The following is a 21,493-nucleotide window of genomic DNA, read 5'->3' as shown; positions in this document are numbered from 1 at the left end:
CCTTTATTCGGGGTCGCCGGGTCAGCCCCGTCGTCACCCTCTCTTTCATGCCTTCGGAGCCGCTCATGCCGTTAGTGGGACACCAACATCAGATCGATATTCTGGAACTGACCGACAAGGGGGATGGCAAGGGTCGCCTGTTCGATCGCCCCCTGTTTGTCGAGGGTCTGCTGCCCGGTGAGCAGGCGCTGGTCGAGTTGACCGAGGTCAAACCGAACTACCTGCACGGCAAGCTGGTCGAACTGACCCAGCCCTCTGCCGATCGGGTGGCCGATTTTTGCCCCAACACCGAGTGCGGTGGCTGCCAGGTGCGCCCGCTGGCCTATCCGGCCCAGCTTGCCCTCAAGCAGAGCCTGGTGCAGAGCGCACTGGAACAGGTCGGGCTGGGTGAGGCCGTGGTCAATCCCATCCTCGGCATGGAGACGCCGTTTGCCTACCGCAACAAGGCCCAGTACGCGGTGCGTGGCAGCGAGGCGGGCGCCGAGATCGGCTTCTACCGCAAACACTCCCATGACCTCATCACCGCCGATGATTGCGCGGTGCAGGACTCGCTGCACGTGGAGCTCAATGCCCGGGTACGCAACTGGATGCGCGAGCACGACATCGCGGCCTATGACGAGGTGGCCCACACCGGCTGCGTGCGCAACCTGATGACCCGCAAGGGCTTCAAGAGCGGCGAGCTGATGGTGGTGCTGGTGACCCTGGGCGAAGCGCTGCCGTTCGAAACCGAGCTGCTGGCGGCCCTGGCGGATCTGCCGGTCACCACCCTGGTGCAGAACATCAACGAGGCGCGTACCAACCGCATCCTGGGTGACAAGAACCGGGTGCTGCTGGGCAGCGGGGTGATCCGCGACAAGATCCACGAGCTCGAATTCGAGATCTCGCCCCTCTCCTTCTTCCAGAACAACCCGAGCCAGACCGACGTGCTCTACTCCAAGGCGCTGGAGTATTGCGAGCTGACCGGCAGCGAGACAGTGTTCGACATCTATTGCGGCATCGGCACCATCTCCCTGTTCCTGGCAGGCAAGGCCGCCAAGGTGGTGGGGATCGAGTCGGTGGAGAGCGCCATCAGCGACGCCCGTCGCAATGCGGCCCTCAACGGCATCGAGCAGACCGAGTTCCACGTGGGCAAGGCGGAGCAGCTGATGCCTGCCCTGTATGCCGACGGGGTGAGTGCCGACGTGGTGGTGATGGATCCGCCCCGCAAGGGCTGTGACAAGGCGGTATTGCAGACCCTGGTGGCCATGGCGCCGCGTCGTCTGGTCTATGTCTCCTGCAACCCCCAGACCCTGGCCCGGGATCTCGCCTGGCTGGTCAAGCAGGGCTTCGTGCTGGACGAGGTGCAGCCGGTGGATATGTTCCCGCACTCCATGCACGTGGAAGCGGTTGCTCGCCTGAGCCTGCCAGCGAAGGCCTGATCATCGCTCGGGATCTTCCCCTCGCGCGACGCAGGTGGAAGCGGTCGCCTGCCTGAGCCTGCCAGCGAAAGCCTGATCGGGCCGAGGGCGTGGCGTTAGCCAGATGGCTCTGATAAAAACGACTCCTGAGGGAGTCGTTTTTTTTATGGGCGTGGTCGGCAGAACCACCAGGCAGGGAGGTCGGCGTGATGATTCGTATGGCAGGGGTGGAGGATGCGGCGGTGCTGGATCGCTTCTTCGGGCAACTGGACAGGGAGACCCGCTTCATGCTGTATGAAGCGGGAGAGCGCCCCTCGGACATCGAGGGGCAGCGCAGGCGTCTCGAGGCCATGGCCGCGGCTCCCAATCAGGCCATGTGGCTGCTGGAGCTGGCGGGGGAGGTGCAAGGGTTTGCCGCGCTCCTTGGTGGCGGCCTGGCACGTAACCGCCACTGCGCCCTGGTGGTGATGGGACTGCGTTCGGGGGCGCGCGGGCAGGGATGGGGGGAACGGTTGCTGCGTACCCTGATCGCGACCGCGAGGGATCTCGGTATCCACCGGCTGGAGCTGGGAGTGATGGCCCACAACGAGGTGGCCCACGCCTTGTATCGCAAGTGCGGGTTCGTGGAGGAAGGGGTGAGACGGCAGGCCTATCGGCTGGACGAGGGCTATGTGGACGAGATTTCCATGGGGCTGCTGCTGCCGCTGGACAGGCCATGACGCCGCTGGCCCCGAGATGCTGGTCTGGGGAGTTGGATTGGGGCAGGCTTGTGGGGAAACCATCAAGACAAGGAGGCGCCCATGAAGGGGATATTGCTGCGTTGGCTGGCTCGCTACGATGCCTGGTGCCAGGAGTGGGGACTCACACCGGAGAACCGGCGCTGCTGCGCGCCGGTACGCCATGATGAAGAGGAGAAGCGCCCGGAGAAGGGCGACGACCTCACTGGAACTGGCGGGTCACGGCGCCAGTGACGCTGTTGTAGTCGAACGAGAGCCCGTCGGGGTATGCCGGGAAGCGGCCCACGGAGCTGCGCAGGGTATAGCGGCAGTTGTCGTGACGAAGGGCGCCGTCAGCCTGAGCGTCTGCCGGGATGAGCCGGGAGATGTAGTCACTGTCTGAATCCTGGTGCAACTCATCGGCCACCGTCAGATCGGTATCGAGCAGGGCGCCAAACAGGCTCTCGCAGTCGTCCCGGCTGCTGACGGAGATCTGATCGCTGTCGCCACCGGGGAAGACGGTATCGGGCCCCTGACCTCCCTGGTCCTCCTTGGTGCCCACCGGCCAGCCATGGCTGTTGATGTCGAGATCCTGCCTGCCCATGCCGCTAAAGTTGTAGAGTGCCAGGGGCTCCCCCTTAACCTTGACCGCCCAGCCGGCGTGGGCGAGCCGGGCGGCACTGGCAAAGCTGCCCGCCGTGGCCGAGACGCTGCTCTTGAGCCCGTCGTCCTGGATGTTGATGAAGCGGGGCAGGGCGGTCACGGCCAGGATCCCCAGCACGATGATGACCAGCACCAGTTCTATCAGGGTAAAGCCTCGGGAAACGTGTGTTGGCATGGAATGAACCCATTGAGTACGACAGACAGGTAAGCGCGACATGGAATTGATAGACACCCACTGCCACCTCGATTTTCCGGTCTTTGACGCCGATAGGGAGGCGCTGCTGACCCGGTGGCGCCAGCTGGGGGTGGGCGAGTATATCATCCCCGCCGTGGGAGAGGAAAACTGGGGGCGGGTGGTGGCGCTGGCCGGGCGCCACGACGACATCCGTTATGGCCTGGGGATCCATCCCTGGTATGTGGGCAAGCAGCCCCGGGATGTACTGACCCGGCTGGAGACCCTGCTGGCGAGTCGGCCCCGTGGGCTGGTGGCCGTGGGGGAGTGCGGGCTGGATCTGCGCTCCCATGTGCCGCAGGAGGGGCAGGTCGAGATGTTCGAGGCGCAGGTGCGACTGGCCATGGCGCATGAGCTGCCCCTCATCGTCCACTCGGTGCGTGCCAACGACACGGTCGCCAAGATCCTGCGGCGCTTCACTCCGCCACAAGGGGGGGTCATTCACGCCTTCAGCGGCTCCCTGCATCAGGCGGAGGTGTTCTGGCAACTGGGTTTCAGGCTGGGGATCGGGGGGGTCATCAGCTATGAGCGGGCCAACAAGACCCGGGAGGCGATACGCCAGATGCCGCTGGAGGCCTTGCTGCTGGAAACCGACGCTCCCGACATGCCGCTGCAAGGCCAGCAGGGGGAGGTGAACACGCCGGCCAGCCTGCCGACCATAGCCCGCTTGTTGGCACAATTGCGGCAGCAACCGCTGGAGGATGTTATTTCGGTGTTACATGACTCCACCCGGCGGCTGTTCCCCCCAGGAAATCATGAAATTAACATTTGATTATCAAATGATGACCGAGTGATAAAAAACAGGGCCCATAAAAATCGTTTGCGGTCTAATTAAACGATGTTCAGGCCGTTTGTGGCTTATAAAATGTGACCAGTATTCTATTTTGTCGCACCGTAATTAGTATAATGCGCACCCTTGATTAGCGGCTTCAATACACAAATCGTTAACAAGCTGGCAGGTGCTACTAAAGAGGAAGTGTTAATAATGAATCTGATAATGGGTCTGGTAGGGATGGCGACGCTCATCCTGATTGCGGTGCTGTTCTCCAGCAACCGCAAGGCAATCAAAATTCGTACCGTAGGTGGCGCCTTTGCCATCCAGGCCGGTCTGGGGGCCTTCGTGCTCTACGTGCCGGTCGGTCGTGACATCCTGGTTGGCGTGTCCGACGCCGTCTCCAGCGTCATCGGTTATGGCCAGAACGGCATCGAATTCCTGTTCGGTGGTCTGGTTGGCAACAAGATGTTCGAAGTATTCGGTGGCGGTGGCTTCGTCTTCGCCTTCCGCGTCCTGCCCGTCATCATCTTCTTCTCTTCCCTGATCGCGGTACTCTACTACCTCGGCATCATGCAGTGGGTGATCAAGCTGCTGGGCGGCGGTCTGCAGAAGGTGCTGGGCACCTCCCGTACCGAATCCCTCTCCGCCACTGCCAACATCTTCGTCGGTCAGACCGAAGCCCCGCTGGTGGTACGTCCCTTCATCTCCAAGATGACCGACTCCGAGCTGTTTGCCGTCATGTGTGGTGGTCTGGCTTCCGTTGCTGGCTCCGTGCTGGCCGGTTACGCCTCCATGGGCGTCAAGATGGAATACCTGATCGCCGCCTCCTTCATGGCTGCCCCGGGTGGTCTGCTGTTCGCCAAGCTGCTGGTACCGGAAACCGAGACCCCGAGCTACGACGAGAACACCGCAGAAGGTGAGCTGGACGACAAGCCTGCCAACGTGATCGACGCTGCCGCCGCCGGTGCCTCCGCCGGTCTGCAACTGGCCCTGAACGTGGGTGCCATGCTGCTGGCCTTCATCGGCCTCATCGCCATGATCAACGGCATCTTCTCCGGTGTGGGCGGCTGGTTCGGTTACCCGCAACTCTCCCTGGAGCTGCTGCTGGGCTGGCTGTTCTCCCCGCTGGCCTTCTTGATCGGCGTGCCCTGGAGCGAAGCGGTCGTGGCCGGTTCCTTCATCGGTCAGAAGCTGGTGGTCAACGAGTTCGTGGCCTACCTGAACTTCGCCCCCTACCTGAAGGATGAAGTGCTGATCAACGGAGTGGCCATGTCCGAGCACACCAAGGCGATCATCTCCTTCGCCCTGTGCGGCTTCGCCAACCTGTCCTCCGTCGCCATCCTGCTGGGTGGTCTGGGCTCCATGGCACCGAACCGTCGCGGCACCATCGCCAAGTTCGGTCTGAAGGCCGTGCTGGCAGGTTCCCTGTCCAACCTGATGTCTGCGACCATCGCAGGCTTCTTCCTGGCGCTGTCCGGCATGTAACATCGCCTGACTGACAGGATAAAGACGAACGCCACAGCGATTTGCTGTGGCGTTCTCGTTTGGGGTGGTGACAACCGTTTTCCTGTCAAGACTAATAATAAAGTGAGTCAAATCGGAGGTTCTATGAATGAAGTGCTACTGGCTATGGCGGCCGGCTTTATCGTTGGGGTGTTGTTTTCTTTCCTCAAGTTGCCGATACCGGCGCCGCCCGTCCTCTCCGGCGTCATGGGGATCGTGGGGGTCTATCTGGGGGGCATTGCCTACTCCTGGATCCTGACCCGCTTCTTCTCTTAAGCGCCTTCCAGCGCTGGATTTGCCGGGTGTGAGGTACCTCTGAAATTGGCAAATCCGGCTTGCAAACACGGGGTATCTCGGCTGAAATAGGCGATGCCAGCAGGGTGCTGGCATTGACTAATGCCCGGTGAATCCGGGTGTTGGCGGTCAAATGGAATTGATTGGGAAGTCGGGTCTGCGTAGTCGGCCTTTCTCAAGTCTTCATGGAACCAAGTCCGCACTTTTGTAAGAAAGTGACAGGGCTCTTGCCTTATTTGCAGCCGTATTGCCTGTGCATTTGCGCTGCAATTCCATATCCCGTTGCTCCGGGAACGTCTCTGCCGACCCTTGGTGTTCGGTGAAGCCGATCGCGGGTGATGGGGCTTAACAAGACTTTGGAGACATAGCATGACTGATCTGAAAGTGGCCGCCCAACGCGCCCTGAACCTGATGGACCTGACCACCCTGAACGATGACGACACCGATCAGAAGGTGATCGACCTGTGCCACAAGGCCAAGTCTCCGGCCGGCCTGACCGCCGCCGTCTGCATCTACCCCCGTTTCATCCCCATCGCGCGCAAGACCCTGCGTGACATCGGCGCCGCCGACGTGCGCATCGCGACCGTGACCAACTTCCCCCACGGCAACGACGACATCGAGATCGCCGTGGCCGAGACCCGTGCCGCCGTGGCCTACGGTGCCGACGAGGTGGACGTGGTCTTCCCGTACCGCGCCTTCATGGCCGGCAATGAACAGGTCGGCTTCGATCTGGTCAAAGCATGTAAGGAAGCCTGCGGCGCCAAGGTACTGCTGAAAGTGATCATCGAGACCGGCGAGTTGAAGGAAGAGGCGCTGATCCGTCGCGCCTCCGAGATCTCCATCGACGCCGGTGCCGATTTCATCAAGACCTCCACCGGCAAGGTGCCGGTGAACGCGACCCCGGAAGCTGCCCGCATCATGATGGAAGTGATCAAGGCCAAGAACCCGAAAGTGGGCTTCAAGCCGGCCGGTGGCGTGAAAGACGCCGCCGTGGCGGGCCAGTACCTGGCCATGGCTGAAGAGATCCTGGGCAAGGACTGGGTATCCGCCCGCACCTTCCGCTTCGGCGCCTCCAGTCTGCTGGCCAGCCTGCTGGCGACCCTGGGGCATGGCGACAAGCCTGCCAATACCAGCGGTTACTAAGCGGCGGCAGGGGGCGGTGCGCCGCCCCCTTTCGGATCTGGTTCGGTCTGTGTTCGTGCGTGATGCACGGAGGGAATGAAAGATGTTTTTGCCTCAAGAAATTATTCGCAAGAAGCGCAACGGTGAAGCGCTCAGTACCCAAGAGATTCAATTCTTCGTCCAGGGCATTACCAACAACACCATCGGCGAAGGCCAGATTGCGGCCCTGGCCATGGCTGTCTACTTCAAGGACATGACCATGGATGAGCGGGTCGCCCTGACCTGCGCCATGCGCGACTCCGGCATGGTATTGACCTGGGATCACCTCAATCTGGGCGGCCCCATCGTCGACAAGCACTCCACCGGCGGTGTGGGTGACGTCGTCTCCCTGATGTTGGGCCCCATGGTCGCTGCGTGCGGCGGTTTCGTGCCCATGATCTCCGGCCGGGGTCTCGGCCACACCGGCGGTACCCTGGACAAGCTGGATGCCATCCCCGGCTACCAGACCTCGGTCGACAACGACCGCTTCCTGAAAGTGGTGAAAGAGGCGGGGGTCGCCATCATCGGCCAGACCGGCGATCTCGCCCCGGCGGACAAGCGTATCTACGCGGTACGGGATATCACCGCCACCGTCGAGTCCATTGCCATGATCACCGGCTCCATCCTCTCCAAGAAGCTCGCCTCCGGGTTGGAAGCGCTGGTGATGGACGTGAAAGTGGGCTCCGGCGCCTTCATGCCGACCTTTGAAGCCTCTGAAGAGCTGGCCAGGAGCATCGTCGCCGTGGCCAACGGGGCCGGCTGCCGCACCTCTGCACTCCTGACCGATATGAACCAGGTGCTGGCCTCCAGCGCCGGCAACGCCGTGGAAGTGCGCGAAGCGGTGCGCTACCTGACCGGTGAGTATCGCAACCCGCGCATCCACGAAGTGACCATGGCCCTGTGCGCCGAGATGCTGATCTCCGCCGGTCTTGCCAGCGATGACGGCGATGCCCGCACCAAGCTGCAAGCGGTGCTCGACAACGGCAAGGCAGCCGAGATCTTCGGGCGCATGGTGACCGGCCTCGGTGGTCCCGCCGACTTCATGGAGCGCTACGACGCCTACCTGCCCAAAGCCGCCATCGTGCGCCCCGTCTACGCGGCCCACAGCGGATTCGTCACCGCGATGGACACCCGTGAACTGGGCCTGGCGGTGGTCGCCATGGGCGGTGGTCGTCGCGCCGCCGCCGACAAACTCGATTATGCGGTCGGTCTAACCGACTTTATCCGCCTGGGTCAGAGCGTCGATGCTGACAAGCCGCTCGCCCTGATCCACGCTCAGACAGAAGCTCAATTTGCCGAGGCTGCCCGCATGGTGCAGGCTGCCGTGAAGATCGGCGACACCCGACCAGAGGCGCTGCCCGAGGTTTACCGTCGCATCGGTCTGGCTGATTTGTAACAAGGGGAAGTCCCATGAAACGTACCTTTATTCTGATGATGGACTCTTTCGGTATTGGTGCTGCCGCCGATGCCGACAAGTTCGGCGACGTGGGGGCCAATACCCTTGGCCATATCGCCAAGGCGTGCGCCGCCGGTGAGATCGAGGGCCGTGGCGCTCTCAACCTGCCAAACCTCAGCAAGCTGGGTCTGGGCCACGCGGGCGAACTCGCCAGCGGCACCTTCCCGGCCGGACTGAACAAGGATGTCGAGGTGATCGGTGCCTACGGCTTTGCCCAGGAGCTCTCCTCCGGCAAGGACACCCCGTCCGGTCACTGGGAGATTGCCGGCGTGCCCGTCTTGTTCGAGTGGGGTTATTTCCACGACCATCACAACAGCTTCCCGCAGGAGCTGCTGGATGCCATCGTCGAGAAGGCCGGTCTGCCTGGGTATCTGGGCAACTGCCACGCCTCCGGCACCCAGGTGCTGGACGATCTGGGCGAAGAGCACATGCGCACCGGCAAGCCGATCCTCTACACCTCTGCTGACTCCGTGTTCCAGATCGCCTGCCACGAAGAGACCTATGGCCTCGAGAAGCTCTATGAGCTGTGCCACATCGTGCGCGAGCTGCTGGAGCCCTACAACATCGGCCGCGTCATCGCGCGTCCGTTCGTGGGCAGCGGCAAGGGCAACTTCAAGCGCACCGGCAACCGCCACGACTACTCCGTGCTGCCGCCGGCGCCGACCGTGCTGGACTACATGAAGGAAGCGGGTGGCCAGGTGGTCTCCATCGGCAAGATCGCCGACATCTATGCCCAGCAGGGCATCACCAAGCAGGTGAAGGGGACCGGTCTGACCGAGCTGTGGGACAGGACTCTGGAAGAGGTGAAAGCGGCCGGTGACCAGACCATCGTCTTCACCAACTTCGTGGACTTTGACTCCTCCTACGGTCACCGCCGTGACGTCAAGGGCTACGCCGATGCGCTGGAGTACTTCGACTCCCGCCTGCCGGAGCTGTTCGACCTGCTGCAGGATGGCGACGTGGTGGTGCTGACCGCCGACCACGGCTGTGACCCGACCTGGAGCGGTACCGACCACACCCGCGAATACATTCCGGTACTGTTCTACGGCAAGCCGGTCAAGGCGGGCTCCGTCGGTCGTCGCGAGACCTTCGCCGACATCGGCCAGAGCATCGCGGCCTACCACGGCCTGCCCAAGCTGCAATACGGTACCAGCTTCCTGTGATGGTGACCCCGGGCCGGTTCGCCTGCCCGGGGTGCCACAGGGCCCTGGTTTCCTGTAATGTACCGCCGCCGCGCAGGCAGCGGACAATCCATAAAGACAATAAAACTCAACCTAGTGTGAAGGAATAAAGAGAATGGCAACTCCTCATATCAATGCGAAAGATGGCGCCTTTGCTGATACCGTGCTGATGCCGGGCGACCCCCTGCGTGCCAAGTACATCGCCGAAACTTTCCTGGAGAACGTCGAGCAGGTGTGCGACGTGCGCAACATGTTCGGTTTCACCGGCACCTACAAGGGTCGTCGCATCTCCGTCATGGGTCACGGCATGGGCATCCCGTCCTGCTCCATCTACGCAAAAGAGCTGATCACCGATTACGGCGTGAAGACCCTGATCCGCGTGGGCTCCTGCGGTGCCGTGCGTGAAGACGTGAAACTGCGTGACGTGGTGATCGGCATGGGTGCCTGCACCGACTCCAAAGTGAACCGTCTGCGCTTCAAGGACCACGACTTCGCCGCCATCGCCGACTTCGACCTGGTGGCCAATGCCGTTCAGGCCGCCAAGAACAAGGGCGTGGCCGTGCGCGTGGGCAACATCTTCTCCGCCGATCTGTTCTACACCCCCGACCCCTCCATGTTCGACGTCATGGAAAAATACGGCATCCTGGGTGTCGAGATGGAAGCCGCCGGTATCTATGGCGTGGCCGCCGAGTACGGTGCCAAGGCGCTGACCATCTGCACCGTCTCCGACCATATCCGTACTGGTGAGCAGACCACCTCCGAAGAGCGTCAGCTGACCTTCAACGACATGATCGAAATCGCGCTGGACTCCGTCCTGCTGGGTGACAACTGATCCCCCTCGCGCATAAAAAAACGGCGGCCCTCGGGCCGCCGTTTTGCATTTTTGCGAAGCACGGTCAGAGATCGAGGGCGAAGCGCCCCTTGCCCGCCTGTTTGGCCTGGTACATGGCGGCATCGGCCCGGTGCAGCAGATCGTCGATGTGACAATACTGGCCCGAGTGGCAGAGGGCGCCCCCTATGCTGCCGGCAAGGGGCAGCCGATGACCGGCCACGTCTCCAGGAACCGCCATGGCCGCCAGCAGCCGCTCGCACAGGGCGGGCAGCTCCTGCGCCGGTTGGCGCAAGGCGGGCAGTATGATGGTGAACTCGTCGCCGGCCAGGCGCGCCACCATGTCCCTCGGGCGCACCTCGGCACTCAGCACCTGGGCGAAGCGTTGCAACAGAGCATCGCCGACGTGGTGTCCCAGCCTGTCGTTGATCCCCTTGAAGCCGTCGAGATCGAGGAACAGCAGGCCCAGGGGTTCGGCATTCTGGCGCACCCGCTCCAGCTCCCGGGAGAGGCGCAGGGTGAAGGCGCGCCGGTTGGGCAGGCCGGTGAGGGGGTCGTGAGCCGCCTCGTGTTCCAGCTGGCTTTGCAGCGCCTTGAACTCGGTGATGTCGCTGCCGAGGATGTAGACCCCGGGCTCGTCGCCCCGGCTCGGGATCATGGTGATCCTGAGGTCACGCTGACCTATGGGCAGATCGAAGCGGCGCTCGAAACTCACCTGTTCACCGGCGAGGGCCTTTGCCACATAGGCCATGGCCCTGTCGTGGGCCTCCTCGCCGATGACGTCCCGTACGCTCATCTCCCGCATCTGTTCGGTATCGAGCCCGAAGTAGCGGCAATAGGCCTGGTTGGCGAACAGGTAACGCCCCTCGGGTGACACCATGCTGATGGTGACCGGCAGGCCATCGGTGATGGCCCGCAGCCGGGCACGGCCACGCTCAATCTCGGCCAGCACCTGGCGGCGGGCCGTGATGTCGTGCAAAAACAGGGCGATGCGCACCTTGCCGTCGAACTGGTAACGCTCGGCGATCACCTCGACCGGGATGTGCCGGCCTGCGCGGGTGATGATGTCGCACTCCAGCCGCCGTGGCGGACTCTGCGGGTTGCCTGACAGGCTCAGCAGGGGATGCTCGGCGCCGAGCAGCCCGAAGAGGGGACGACCCAGCATCTCGTCGGCGTGCCAGCCGAGCAGGGTGGTGGAGGCCGGGTTCCAGCCTGTGATGATGAAATCGGCATCGAGCTCGAGGAAGGCATTGCTGGTGTGCTCCAGCATGTGCTGCAGGCGGCGCTGCTCCTGCCACAGCTGCTGCTGCATGGCGCCGCGCTCGCGCATCTCCTGATGCAGCTGTTCCACCGTGCGGGAGAGCTCACTGGTCCGTGACTGCACCTGCTGCTCGAGCCCTTGCTGCAGCCGCACGAGTTCGGCTTCGGCCTGTTTGCGCTCGGTGAGGTCGGCAAACACGGCGATCATGTGGGGGGCCATGGTGCGGCTCTGGCAGAGGGTCACGCTGAGCTGGACCCAGCACTGGGTGCCATCGGCCCGGATCATCCGCTTCTCCAGCCGGTAATCCTGCCGTTGCCCCGCGATCAGGGCATCGAACAGGGGCTGCTCCCGCTGCAGATCTTCGGGATGGGTCATGGCGAGCCAGGTCCTGCTGAGCATCTCGTGCTCGCTGTAACCGAGCAGCCGCTCCAGCCCCGGGTTGGCTCTCAGCCATTTCCCCTCGAGGGAGGAGAGGGCCATGCCCACCGACGACTGGTTGAAGGTCAGGGTGAAGAGATGCTCCTTGTCTTCCAGCACCTGGTTGAGGGTACGCACCTGGTGGCGCCGCTCCAGATCGTGCAGGGTGTTCTCCACCAGGCGGCCGAAGTCGTCGAGATCCCGGCAGGCATCTTCGTCGAGATGGCGCGGCACATGGTCCACCAGGCAGAGGGTGCCGAGCACCACGCCATCCAGCGCCCGCAGGGGCCGACCGGCGTAGAAGACCACGCCGGGATCATCGGTCACCAGCGGATTGTCGGCAAAGCGGAGATCCCGTCTGGCATCCGGTACTTGCATGATGTCGGGGCGCAAAATGGCATGACCGCAGAAGGAGTGCTCCCGATTGATCTCGCACATATCGACCCCGGTGCGGGCGAGAAACCACTGCCTGTTCACGTCGGTCAGGGAGACCATGGCGATGGGGAGTGCGAAATGGCGGGTGATGAGCCGGGTGAGGCGATCAAGCTGATCGATGGGCTCGTGGTCGAGCAGGCCGAGGATGCGCAGTCGTTCCAGTCGACTGTGTTCATCCCGAGGCAAGGGGGGGGCAATCATGTGGCTCTCCTGCCAGTGATCTTGCCAGTGTTATATACAAGCCGGAGGATGGGATCCACTCCCGCTTATTGCGGAGCGGCGGGTTTGCTCTGTTTCTTGTGCTTGCGCACCCGCATGTAGTTGCGACGCACCCCGTAGGAGATGAGCAGGCCGGCCAGCAGCATCACCAGCAGCATCAGGCGCTGTTTCTCCTGGTTGACCTTGAGATGGGTATCCTGTGCGGCCAGCAGTTTCTGCTCTTCCAGGGTGATCCTCAGATAACCCAGGGTCAGGTTTCCGTCCTGGATCTCCTGGACGAACTGGATGCGCCCCTTGCCCTGCTCCGGCAGGGATTTGTTGTCGCTGCCGATGGGCAGCAGGCTGTCCAGCGGCAGGGCGTTGTCCGACTGGGCGAGGGGAATGCCGCGGGCGTCATAGAGGGTGACATCCAGAATGTCAGGCTCGGCGGCCAGATCCTGCGCCAGTCTCTCCAGCTCGCTCTCCTTGTCCTCCTTGATCCAGCGGCGCATGTCCCGGGCGGCATAGGCGACCAGCGCCTGTGCCCTGTCCCGTGCGGCCGCGTGCAGGGCGGCCTGGCTCTCTCCCTGCATGTGGATGAGCAGCACCAGCACCCAGAGACCGAGCAGGACTCCCGCCGCCAGGCTGACAACACGTTTGATGGGAAGATGACGCACAGAACCGGGCCTCTGGTAATGGATGAGCGGGGCTGGCTGGTGCCCCGGTGCCGCGAAGCGGGAAACAGGGTGGTCTGTTTCCATCTCTGCCCGCACCGCAGGCGGGATCTTGGCGCTTGCCTGTACAAAAAGCAATACGCTACTCTGGGCCCGCATGATGAACCCCATGATTTCCAAGGAAGGCGTCTCTCTTATGTTGTTGTCCCAACTTCCCCGCTCCCTGCACGACTGGTCCGGGGCCCTGAGCTGTGCCCCCTGTTGGCAGCTCACCAACGAAGCCCTGCTGCCCGCGGCCAACGCCCATGACAGCGCCTGGATTGTCCTGTTTGGCAAGGGGCTGGAGGCCGGTCATCTGGCCCGCCTGGCCCAGCAGCTGGATGCCCTGGGGCTGGAGGCCAGCCTCTATCCCGCAGGGGAGCAGGCCGGTATTCCGCTGCTGCTGCTTGGCACCAACCGCTTCTCCCCCGAGCTGGTGCAGGTGCTCAAAGCCCAGGAGTGGGACATCGACCTGTGTCATCTGGCCGCCCTGCCTACCCTGAGTGAGCCGGGTCTGCTGGTGATGGACATGGATTCCACCGCGATCAGGATAGAGTGCATCGACGAAATCGCGCGGCTGGCCGGGGTAGGTGAGCAGGTGGCGGCCGTTACCGCGGCAGCCATGCAGGGCAAGCTGGAGTTTGCCGACAGTCTGCGTGCCCGGGTGGCGCTGCTGGAAGGGGCGCCGGTCACCATCCTCGACGAGGTGGCGGCCGACATGCCCTGGATGCCGGGCCTGCCACTCATGGTCGATACCCTCAAGCAGGCTGGCTGGAAGGTGGCGATCGCCTCCGGTGGCTTCACCCGCTTTGCCGGCGAGTTGCAGCGTGCCCTGGGTCTGGATGCCATTTTCGCCAACGAGCTGGCGGTGGAAGGGGGCCTGCTGACCGGCAAGGTGAGCGGCCCCATCGTCGATGCCGCCGCCAAGGCCGAGGCACTGCAACAGCTGGCCTCGGAGTACGGGGTGGTTGCATCCCAGACGGTCGCGGTCGGCGATGGTGCCAACGATCTCAAGATGATGGTGGTGGCGGGGCTTGGCATTGCCATTCATGCCAAACCCCTGGTTCGTGCCCAGGCGGCGGCGACCCTCAATCACCACGATCTGGAAGGGGTGCTCTGCCTGCTCGGCGCCCTGGCTTGTCGCGACCGACGCTGGTGCTGATCCCGCTCAAGGAGGAGCCGATCACGAGATGGAACTGTTACAGCAATCCCTGTTTGTCCCCTGCGGTGAGCATCGACTCCATGTGCGCCATATCCAGCCCGGTGTCGCGGTGCATGCCGACCCCATCCTGATGGTGCACGGGGCCATCGAGAACGGCCGCATCTTCTACACCGAATCGGGCAAGGGGCTGGCCTGCTTTCTGGCTCGCCACGGGTATCAGGTCTATGTGGCGGATTTGCGTGGTCGGGGTCTGAGCACACCGACCATCGCCGAGCGGGCCGGCCATGGTCAGCATGAGCTGATCACCGAGGATCTGCCCGCCCTGCAGCGCTGGGTATCGGCCCGCCATGCCGGTGCCCGGGTGCACTGGATGGCCCACTCCTGGGGCGGCGTCATCATGGCCTCGACTCTGGTGCGCTTCCCCGAGCTGGCGGAGCAGGTTGCCAGCCTGGTGTTCTTCGGCACCAAGCGGGGGGTCTCGGTGCAGAACCCGGAGCGCTGGTTGAAGGTGGATCTGATTTGGAACAGGCTCGCCCCCTGGCTGGCGCGCCGCCAGGGGTTTCTGGCCGCCCGCCGGTTGAAGATAGGGGCCGATGATGAGCCCCTGCGCTACCTGCAGGAGACCATCCCCTGGGTCAAGTGCGGGCCCTGGTTGGACCCCTTTGACGGTTTCGCCTATGACGAGGCGGCGAGCCGGGTCAACTGGCCCCCGCTCTGGATGATCTCCGCCAAGGCGGACAAGGTACTTGGCCACCCCGTCGACGTGCGCCGCTTCAGCGACGAGATGGGCTCGGCCGCCCGCCACACCCGCCTTGGGCGGGACAACGGCAACCGACTCGATTACGACCACATCAACATGTTGACGGCCCCCCAGGCACAGGAGGATCACTTCCCCGACATCCTCGCCTGGCTGCGCAACCCCCAGGCTTCCTGATAGACAAAAAACGGGCACTTGCGTGCCCGTTTTTTGTTGTCTTCCTGCCCTGCTGGCTAGCGGGACCCGGATGGTATGCCAAGGCGGAACAGGGTCGCCTCGGTGGTATCGGTCAGTTCACCCACGCCCACGACACTCCAGAGCTCCTCTTCCAGCTTCTTGGCCTTGTGAATGGCGAACTTGGCGATGTAGTCCAGTTCACCCGCGATGAAGCTGGTGTCCGGGCGGCCGGTGCGCGAAATACCCACCAGTACCGAATAGAACTCTCCCTGTTGCCGGGCCAGCTCGATGAAACGGCGCTTTTGATCCGGTGAGCTGAAGCTGCTGGCCAGGTGGCTGCGAAACAGGGGGGTTCCCCCCTGGGAGTGGAGGGCGGCGATGTAGACCTCCTCCTCTTCCGGCTTGTCTTCCCGCTCGATGGCGCGCAGGGGATTGAGCAGCAGGGCCTTGAGCAGTGCCCCCTGGAACAGGGGATACAGGTTCAACTGCTGATCCTGCTCGGCACAGATGCGCAGCAGACGGGAAAGGCTGCGTGGCTGTGGCGAGAGGCCGGCCGCGGCCAGTTTCGGGGCGGCCTTGAGCTTGTTCACATAGACGGGGGTGTTGAACAGGTGGTGGGTGTAGAGGTTGCGCAGCGCCCTGGCCATGCCGCGATAGCGATTGAACTCCCGGGTGGTCTTGAGCTTGTTCTGGTTGCTTTCGATAAGCAGGCTGAAGAACTGGTGGCCGGTATGGCGCTCGGCCGTCCCCTCGATGCACAGATGCAGCACGGTTCTGCTCAGGTTGAGGCTGACCAGCCGATAGGGCAGGCGTTGCAGGTCCATGTTCCTGGCGAGCTCCTGCAAACGGGGCAGGGCCACAGTGATGATGTCTCCCTTCTCCCCGTCGAACGGCTCCTCCAGCTCGATTTGCATGCCGTGGGCCGAGATGTCTCGGGTCCAGCCGACCCAGGATCGCTCCTTGTGATGCAAGACGATGGCCGTCTTGTGCATGTAGCGCGCCTCCTTGCGCAGTTGCACATAGTGCAGCGTCTCTATCTCGAAGGGGGCGGCATGGATGTCATGGCCAAAGCGCTGCAAGGCGTTGGCGTTCAGCGGATCCTGACCCGTCTCTCGCTGGAACTCGTCGCGCTGGTTGTCCAGGTTTATCTCCTGCAGCATGCCCACGTATCCGAGCTGGGCCAGGCGCTCGCGCAGCAGCCTGTCCTGCAACTGGCTCGCCCCGCCCTGGGGGTTGTCGAGGTCGGCCTCCCGCAGGGTGCAGGCTTCCATGCTGAACTTGTACACCCGCCAACTGGGGCGGCGGGCGCCGATCTGGAAGAAGAGCGCGGTCAGTCCGCTCTGTTCCAGCTCCTCCCGGGTCGCGGAGAAGAAGTAGAGGTGGCTGCGTACCGCATGGGTAAAGCTGTAGATCAGCGTCTCGCGCAGCCCCTCTGTGCCCGGGAGCAACGAGGGCATGCGGGCAGCGGTGAAGAGGCTGGCGAGCATGTCGCGGTTCTTGGCGTCGCGCCAGTATTCGAGAATGTGCTGGTTGTTCTCGGTGCGCAGGGCGATCTCGAGGGCGGGGACGCTGCCCTTGCCGAAATAGAGGGGCATGCCGGTCATGCGCGGCAGATAGAACTGCTCATACCCCTTGATGACGGCGGCGGAGAGCAGGTAGTCGACGCTGACGCGATAGCGGCTGCGGTTGCGCTCGATGAAGTCGCGCAGGAACTCGTCAAACACCTGATGCTCGCCGTTCTTGAGCAGCCTGAGCCAGAATTTGTCCTCTTTTCTCTCCTCCCCCAGGATCTGGTAGCTGACGGGGTCACGCAGCAGGGGATGGGGATGATCGCGTTCCAGTCCGGTGAAGAAGACGGCTATCAGGTCGCCTGTCTGGTAGTCGGGCAGATAGGGCACGGATACCCGGATGCCGCCGAGGGAGATGTCGGAGCTCTTGGCGAGGATCTTCTCGCCGTTGGCGAGCTGGAGCACCATGGGAGAGCTGAAGTGCATGCGCTCTTCCTGCCGCCCGTAATGGCTGGCGAAGGGGATGGCGCTGACATCGAACGGACGAAACGGGCTGATGGGCAGCGCCAGATTGTCGCTGCGCCCCTGGTTGAGTTTGTACCAGGCTTGCAGCGCCTCGTAGACCCCCAGGGTGTAGCTGTCCCGGTAGAGGTAGCACTGGGATTGAAACAGCTCGATGGCCTCGGCGGGCATGAAGTGGGTCACCCCGTCGAACTCATGCACCTGACAGAGGGCGCCCAGCTCGTTGCGCATGTCGATGACGCGCCGACAGGGGGTGCACTTGCGTTTGAGTTCCATCTTCAGCAGGAACCGGCTGTTGGTATTTTCGTTCTGGGTCAGACGGTTGAAGATTTCGTCGAAGTCCTTTTCCCGGAGCAGGGGGACAAGTTGTTCTATCAGATGTAGTGGTTGTTCTGAATCCATGTATTCCTGCCGCGGAAAGTCACTTTTCCGATTCTGGGTTTGATCTGCCGGTCGCAAACAAGTATATCAAGCAGGAATTCATCCTGTCCCCGAGTTATCCATGGCCAAAAACAAAACCGCCTATGTTTGTTCCGAATGTGGAGCCGACTTCACCCGCTGGCAAGGCCAGTGCAGCGAGTGCAAGGAGTGGAACACCATCACCGAGGTGCGACTGGGGGTGACGACACCCGGCAAGAGCGCTCGCTATACCGGTTATGCGGGCGCAGTCGGCAGCCAGGTGCAGACCCTGGCGGAGATCGCCACCACGGAGATCCCCCGTTTCAGCTCGGGCTTCAAGGAGCTGGACCGCGTACTCGGTGGCGGCGTGGTCCCCGGTTCGGCCATTCTCATCGGCGGCAACCCCGGGGCCGGCAAGTCGACCCTGTTGCTGCAGACCATGTGCGGCCTGGCGCAGCGCATGAAGACCCTCTATGTGACCGGTGAGGAATCACTGCAACAGGTGGCGATGCGGGCCGGTCGGCTGGGTCTGCCCACGGACAAGCTGCGCATGTTGTCCGAGACCAGTGTCGAGCAGATCTGCCTCATCGCCCAGCAGGAGCAACCTCAGATCATGGTCATCGACTCCATCCAGGTGATGCACGTGGCGGATGTGCAGTCTGCGCCGGGGTCCGTCTCCCAGGTGCGGGAGTCGGCGGCGCTGTTGACACGCTATGCCAAGCAGAATCATGTGGCCATCTTCATGGTGGGCCACGTCACCAAGGACGGCACCCTGGCGGGTCCCAAGGTGCTGGAGCACTGCATCGACTGCTCCGTGCTGCTGGATGGCGGGCACGACTCGCGTTTTCGCACCCTGCGCTCCCACAAGAACCGCTTCGGTGCGGTTAACGAACTGGGGGTCTTCGCCATGACTGGGCAGGGAATGAAGGAGGTGAGCAATCCTTCCGCGATTTTCCTCAGCCGCGGGGAGGAGCAGGCGCCGGGCTCCATCGTCATGGTGATCTGGGAAGGCACGCGCCCCCTGCTGGTGGAGTTGCAGGCGCTGGTGGATTACTCCCAGCTCTCCAATCCGCGCCGGGTGGCGGTGGGGATGGACCACAACCGTCTCGCCATGCTGCTGGCGGTGCTGCATCGTCACGGCGGGTTGCAGATGGCGGATCAGGATGTGTTCATCAACGTGGTGGGTGGCGTCAAAGTCGAGGAGACCAGCGCGGATCTGGCGCTGCTGCTGGCCATGGTGTCGAGCTTCCGGGATCAGGCCCTGCCCAAGGATCTGGTGGTCTTTGGCGAGGTGGGGCTCTCTGGCGAGATACGGCCCGTGCCCTCGGGTCAGGAGCGACTGCAGGAGGCGGCCAAGCACGGCTTCCGCCGAGCCATCGTGCCTCATGCCAATGCGCCCAAACATCCCATTGAGGGGATGGAGGTGGTGCCGGTGAAGAAACTCTCCGATGCCCTCGAGGCCCTGTAACCAACCATGAAAAAGGAGCGTATGGACGCTCCTTTGTTTTTCTGCCCGCCCGCTCAGGATTCGGGGGGGACGTGGTCTCGGTGCTCTTGCAGCAACTGCTCCAGCTCGCGATGGAGCAGTTGCTCCTCTCCGATGTTCAGCTCGATCATCCGCTTGAGGTGAGTGGCGCTGTCGATGTCGATGTGGTGGCAGTAAAACCCCAGCTTCTTGCTGGCTTCGTGGGTCAGCTCGACCTGCATCTTGATCTCGATGTCGCTGCCCCCGAGCACGAAGCAGATTTCGTACTCCTTGTCCTCGCTGGCGACCCAATCCTCGGGTCTGAGCAGCAGGGCTCCCTGCAGGGAGACATCGACCAGCTGGGTGCGCCACTGGTGTTCACCCTGGGTGAGCTTGGCGGCGGTCAAATAGAAAATCCGAGTAAAGTGGCGGCGCTCGGCCATGGTCGTCTCCGGTCTGCGTGCGAGCAAGATGCTCATCCTTCATGTTGCAGAGTGTAATCCAGCTGGCACGCCAGGATATTGAACTGGCTCCGATATTGAATATCAGACCTGCTGATGGCTGAGGGATTCCACCACCTGCAGCGCCTTGACCAGCCGATCCTCCTGTTTGAACCTGTCTTCCAGCACGGGGCCGAGTTGGTTCAGATCCTCGTCCAGTTGCAGCAACTGGGCTTCGTCGGCGTTGCTGTACTTGTCGTTGAACTCCAGCGCGAATTCGGTACAGGCACGGATATGGGGGTAGATGCGCTTGGCCAGCTCCAGTTTGTCGCCGCTGGCTTGCTCAAAGGCGGTGACGACGTGGTTGTAGATCTCGAAATGGCCTGCGCTGACGTAGTCGACCAGTTGTTCGCAAAAACGTTGCAGTTCTACATGGCCTGGGAGGGTGCGTTGCTTGCACTTGGCGGGCATGAGGCCTGCCAGTCGCATGTACTCGACCAGCAACGCCTGTCTGGCATCCAGCCAGTCATCTATTGCTCTGTGCTTGCCTGCCAGCGCGCGCTTGGTTTTTTCCAGTTCAGTTAACATAGTCCCTCCATGGGCATGGCATGCGGCACTCGGGTCGCACGCCTCCGGTCATTCTCATCGACTGACGACACTCCTATAACTAGGGAAAATCCAGTTGACCGTCAATAGGAGTGTAGGGATATTGTTACATCAGGCGGGGATTTGCATGCCTCTCCCCACCGGTGCTTCGCATCCTGTCGCCCATCCAGGGGACAAGGGGGCGATATATGTGACTATTTCCGCAGATCTTGATGAAAACCCCAGCATTCAAGCCAATCCGGCTGATAAAGCCTTTGCCTGAGTGTTTTTTTTTGAATAGAGTGGCCCGGTGCTAAATGCCCGATCATAAAGGAAATGTTATGAACAAAGCTCAACTTGTCGATGCAATTGCCGCCAAAGCAGACCTGAGCAAAGCTCAGGCCAAAGTCGCTCTGGAAGAGATCATCAATGGTATTACCCAGAGCCTGAAAGAGGGCGATGCCGTTCAGTTGGTGGGTTTTGGTACCTTCAAGGTCAACCATCGCGCGGGCCGTACCGGTCGCAACCCGCAAACCGGTAAAGAGATCCAGATTGCAGCCGCCAATGTGCCGTCCTTCGTGGCTGGCAAGGCGCTGAAAGACGCCGTCAAATAAGATCGTCTTGTAATCAAATGAAACCCGGCTTGTGCCGGGTTTTTTCTTGCCATCTTCGTCAAAATTTGTTTCAGATACACTCAGGATATGGCATGCGCTGTAGCGAGGTGGATATGGAACAGAAAAATGCCATTCGGCAGGTAGCCGTCCCCTGGGCTCCCTCTCGTCAACTCCCTCCCGGCCTGGTCGTGGCCGAACTGCATCAGGATATCTGGAGCGACACCCTGACCGTCATGCTGGGGCGTGCTCGCAGCATCGATCTGCCTCCGTTGCCCCTGTGCCGGGTGAGTTTTCGCCACATCTTCGCGGTGCGGGTGATGGAGGATTGTGATCTGGCGGAGGGGCGTGACAGCCACGTCATCGAGGAGCAGATCCAGCTCATCACCCCGTCCCGTTTCGCCAGCTGGTTCCATCAGGAATCCGATGGACTGCACCTGGATGAAGATTTGCAGCACTACCGCATCTCGACCTGGGATTACTGCGCCGATGTGCTGACCTCTTCTCCCCCTGAACTCCAGTTTATGGTTCAGGAGGAGTAAGCCAGACTGTCGGGCCGCCTCCGTGGTGACAAAAAAGCCGGCGCAGGGGCGCCGGCTTTTTCTTGTTCGAGAGAGGTGGCGTTCAGCCCAGGAG

At 62.3% G+C, this 21,493-nt stretch carries 21 protein-coding genes; 15 read left to right on the top strand and 6 right to left on the bottom strand.

Annotation, left to right across the window (positions count from 1 at the left end; genetic code table 11):
* Positions 1-65 precede the first annotated feature (65 nt).
* From rlmD to OKC41_RS13235, 3 genes are all read left to right on the top strand, one after another.
* The gene (gene rlmD, locus OKC41_RS13245) at positions 66-1,418 is read left to right on the top strand and encodes a 23S rRNA (uracil(1939)-C(5))-methyltransferase RlmD (protein ID WP_201895065.1); all 1,353 of its coding nucleotides are present in this window, start codon (positions 66-68) and stop codon (positions 1,416-1,418) included.
* A gap of 188 nt (positions 1,419-1,606) precedes the next feature.
* Positions 1,607-2,116 carry a GNAT family N-acetyltransferase gene (locus OKC41_RS13240; protein WP_174217465.1) on the top strand — a complete coding sequence of 170 codons (510 nt, stop codon included), beginning with the start codon at positions 1,607-1,609 and terminating at the stop codon, positions 2,114-2,116.
* Between the two features lie 81 nt (positions 2,117-2,197).
* Positions 2,198-2,368, top strand: a complete 171-nt coding sequence (locus tag OKC41_RS13235; RefSeq protein ID WP_164882685.1) for a DUF5363 family protein — start codon at positions 2,198-2,200, stop codon at positions 2,366-2,368.
* Here OKC41_RS13235 and tppF read toward each other — a convergent pair.
* A complete protein-coding gene (gene tppF, locus OKC41_RS13230; RefSeq protein WP_029313748.1) occupies positions 2,337-2,951 on the bottom strand; it encodes a type IVa pilus pseudopilin TppF in 615 nt (204 codons plus the stop codon). The two genes, OKC41_RS13235 and tppF, sit on opposite strands and share 32 nt — an antisense overlap.
* 40 nt (positions 2,952-2,991) lie before the next feature.
* Here tppF and OKC41_RS13225 point away from each other — a divergent pair, with 40 nt between their 5' ends.
* From OKC41_RS13225 to deoD, 7 genes are all read left to right on the top strand, one after another.
* A complete protein-coding gene (locus OKC41_RS13225) occupies positions 2,992-3,780 on the top strand; it encodes a TatD family hydrolase (protein WP_201895064.1) in 789 nt (262 codons plus the stop codon).
* A gap of 213 nt (positions 3,781-3,993) precedes the next feature.
* On the top strand, positions 3,994-5,268 hold the full coding sequence (locus OKC41_RS13220; protein ID WP_010673026.1) for a NupC/NupG family nucleoside CNT transporter: 1,275 nt from the start codon (positions 3,994-3,996) through the stop codon (positions 5,266-5,268).
* 123 nt (positions 5,269-5,391) lie between these two features.
* Positions 5,392-5,562 carry a XapX domain-containing protein gene (locus OKC41_RS13215; protein ID WP_010673027.1) on the top strand — a complete coding sequence of 57 codons (171 nt, stop codon included), beginning with the start codon at positions 5,392-5,394 and terminating at the stop codon, positions 5,560-5,562.
* 387 nt (positions 5,563-5,949) lie between these two features.
* Entirely contained in the window at positions 5,950-6,723 is a 774-nt protein-coding gene (gene deoC, locus OKC41_RS13210) for a deoxyribose-phosphate aldolase (protein WP_039039946.1), read from the top strand.
* Positions 6,724-6,805: 82 nt separating this feature from the next.
* A complete protein-coding gene (gene deoA / locus OKC41_RS13205) occupies positions 6,806-8,137 on the top strand; it encodes a thymidine phosphorylase (RefSeq protein ID WP_039039947.1) in 1,332 nt (443 codons plus the stop codon).
* A 14-nt stretch (positions 8,138-8,151) separates the two neighbouring features.
* A complete protein-coding gene (locus OKC41_RS13200) occupies positions 8,152-9,360 on the top strand; it encodes a phosphopentomutase (protein WP_039039948.1) in 1,209 nt (402 codons plus the stop codon).
* Positions 9,361-9,493: 133 nt separating this feature from the next.
* Positions 9,494-10,210, top strand: a complete 717-nt coding sequence (deoD, locus tag OKC41_RS13195; protein WP_005341325.1) for a purine-nucleoside phosphorylase — start codon at positions 9,494-9,496, stop codon at positions 10,208-10,210.
* Positions 10,211-10,274: 64 nt separating this feature from the next.
* On the opposite strand, the gene OKC41_RS13190 is transcribed toward deoD, so the two are convergent.
* On the bottom strand, positions 10,275-12,521 hold the full coding sequence (locus tag OKC41_RS13190) for a PAS domain S-box protein (protein ID WP_270672076.1): 2,247 nt from the start codon (positions 12,519-12,521) through the stop codon (positions 10,275-10,277).
* A gap of 65 nt (positions 12,522-12,586) precedes the next feature.
* Complete coding sequence (locus tag OKC41_RS13185) at positions 12,587-13,195, bottom strand: AhpA/YtjB family protein (protein ID WP_010673032.1); 609 nt, start codon at positions 13,193-13,195, stop codon at positions 12,587-12,589.
* A 193-nt stretch (positions 13,196-13,388) separates the two neighbouring features.
* On the opposite strand from OKC41_RS13185, the gene serB reads away from it, so the two are divergent.
* Positions 13,389-14,393: a phosphoserine phosphatase SerB gene (gene serB / locus OKC41_RS13180; RefSeq protein WP_270672075.1), complete on the top strand. Its 1,005-nt coding sequence runs from the start codon at positions 13,389-13,391 to the stop codon at positions 14,391-14,393.
* Positions 14,394-14,421: 28 nt separating this feature from the next.
* Entirely contained in the window at positions 14,422-15,327 is a 906-nt protein-coding gene (locus tag OKC41_RS13175) for an alpha/beta fold hydrolase (RefSeq protein ID WP_270672074.1), read from the top strand.
* Between the two features lie 56 nt (positions 15,328-15,383).
* Here OKC41_RS13175 and OKC41_RS13170 read toward each other — a convergent pair whose 3' ends face one another.
* Positions 15,384-17,759, bottom strand: a complete 2,376-nt coding sequence (locus OKC41_RS13170; protein WP_270672073.1) for a PilZ domain-containing protein — start codon at positions 17,757-17,759, stop codon at positions 15,384-15,386.
* Between the two features lie 100 nt (positions 17,760-17,859).
* Between OKC41_RS13170 and radA the strand changes: the two genes are divergently transcribed.
* Positions 17,860-19,224 carry a DNA repair protein RadA gene (radA, locus tag OKC41_RS13165; RefSeq protein ID WP_010673036.1) on the top strand — a complete coding sequence of 455 codons (1,365 nt, stop codon included), beginning with the start codon at positions 17,860-17,862 and terminating at the stop codon, positions 19,222-19,224.
* 53 nt (positions 19,225-19,277) lie between these two features.
* Here the strand turns inward: radA and OKC41_RS13160 are convergent, their stop codons facing one another.
* Both OKC41_RS13160 and OKC41_RS13155 read right to left on the bottom strand, forming a co-directional pair.
* Entirely contained in the window at positions 19,278-19,664 is a 387-nt protein-coding gene (locus tag OKC41_RS13160) for a PilZ domain-containing protein (protein ID WP_029313755.1), read from the bottom strand.
* 102 nt (positions 19,665-19,766) lie between these two features.
* Entirely contained in the window at positions 19,767-20,249 is a 483-nt protein-coding gene (locus OKC41_RS13155; protein WP_029313757.1) for an Rsd/AlgQ family anti-sigma factor, read from the bottom strand.
* 338 nt (positions 20,250-20,587) lie between these two features.
* Here OKC41_RS13155 and hupA point away from each other — a divergent pair, with 338 nt between their 5' ends.
* The gene (hupA, locus tag OKC41_RS13150) at positions 20,588-20,860 is read left to right on the top strand and encodes a nucleoid-associated protein HU-alpha (protein ID WP_005305063.1); all 273 of its coding nucleotides are present in this window, start codon (positions 20,588-20,590) and stop codon (positions 20,858-20,860) included.
* A 113-nt stretch (positions 20,861-20,973) separates the two neighbouring features.
* Complete coding sequence (locus OKC41_RS13145; RefSeq protein WP_029313758.1) at positions 20,974-21,399, top strand: hypothetical protein; 426 nt, start codon at positions 20,974-20,976, stop codon at positions 21,397-21,399.
* Positions 21,400-21,493 lie beyond the last annotated feature (94 nt).

The sequence above is a fragment of the Aeromonas sp. QDB17 genome (assembly GCF_027705305.1).
Lineage (GTDB): Bacteria > Pseudomonadota > Gammaproteobacteria > Enterobacterales > Aeromonadaceae > Aeromonas > Aeromonas caviae.
This window is presented reverse-complemented; position numbering and strand designations above follow the sequence as displayed.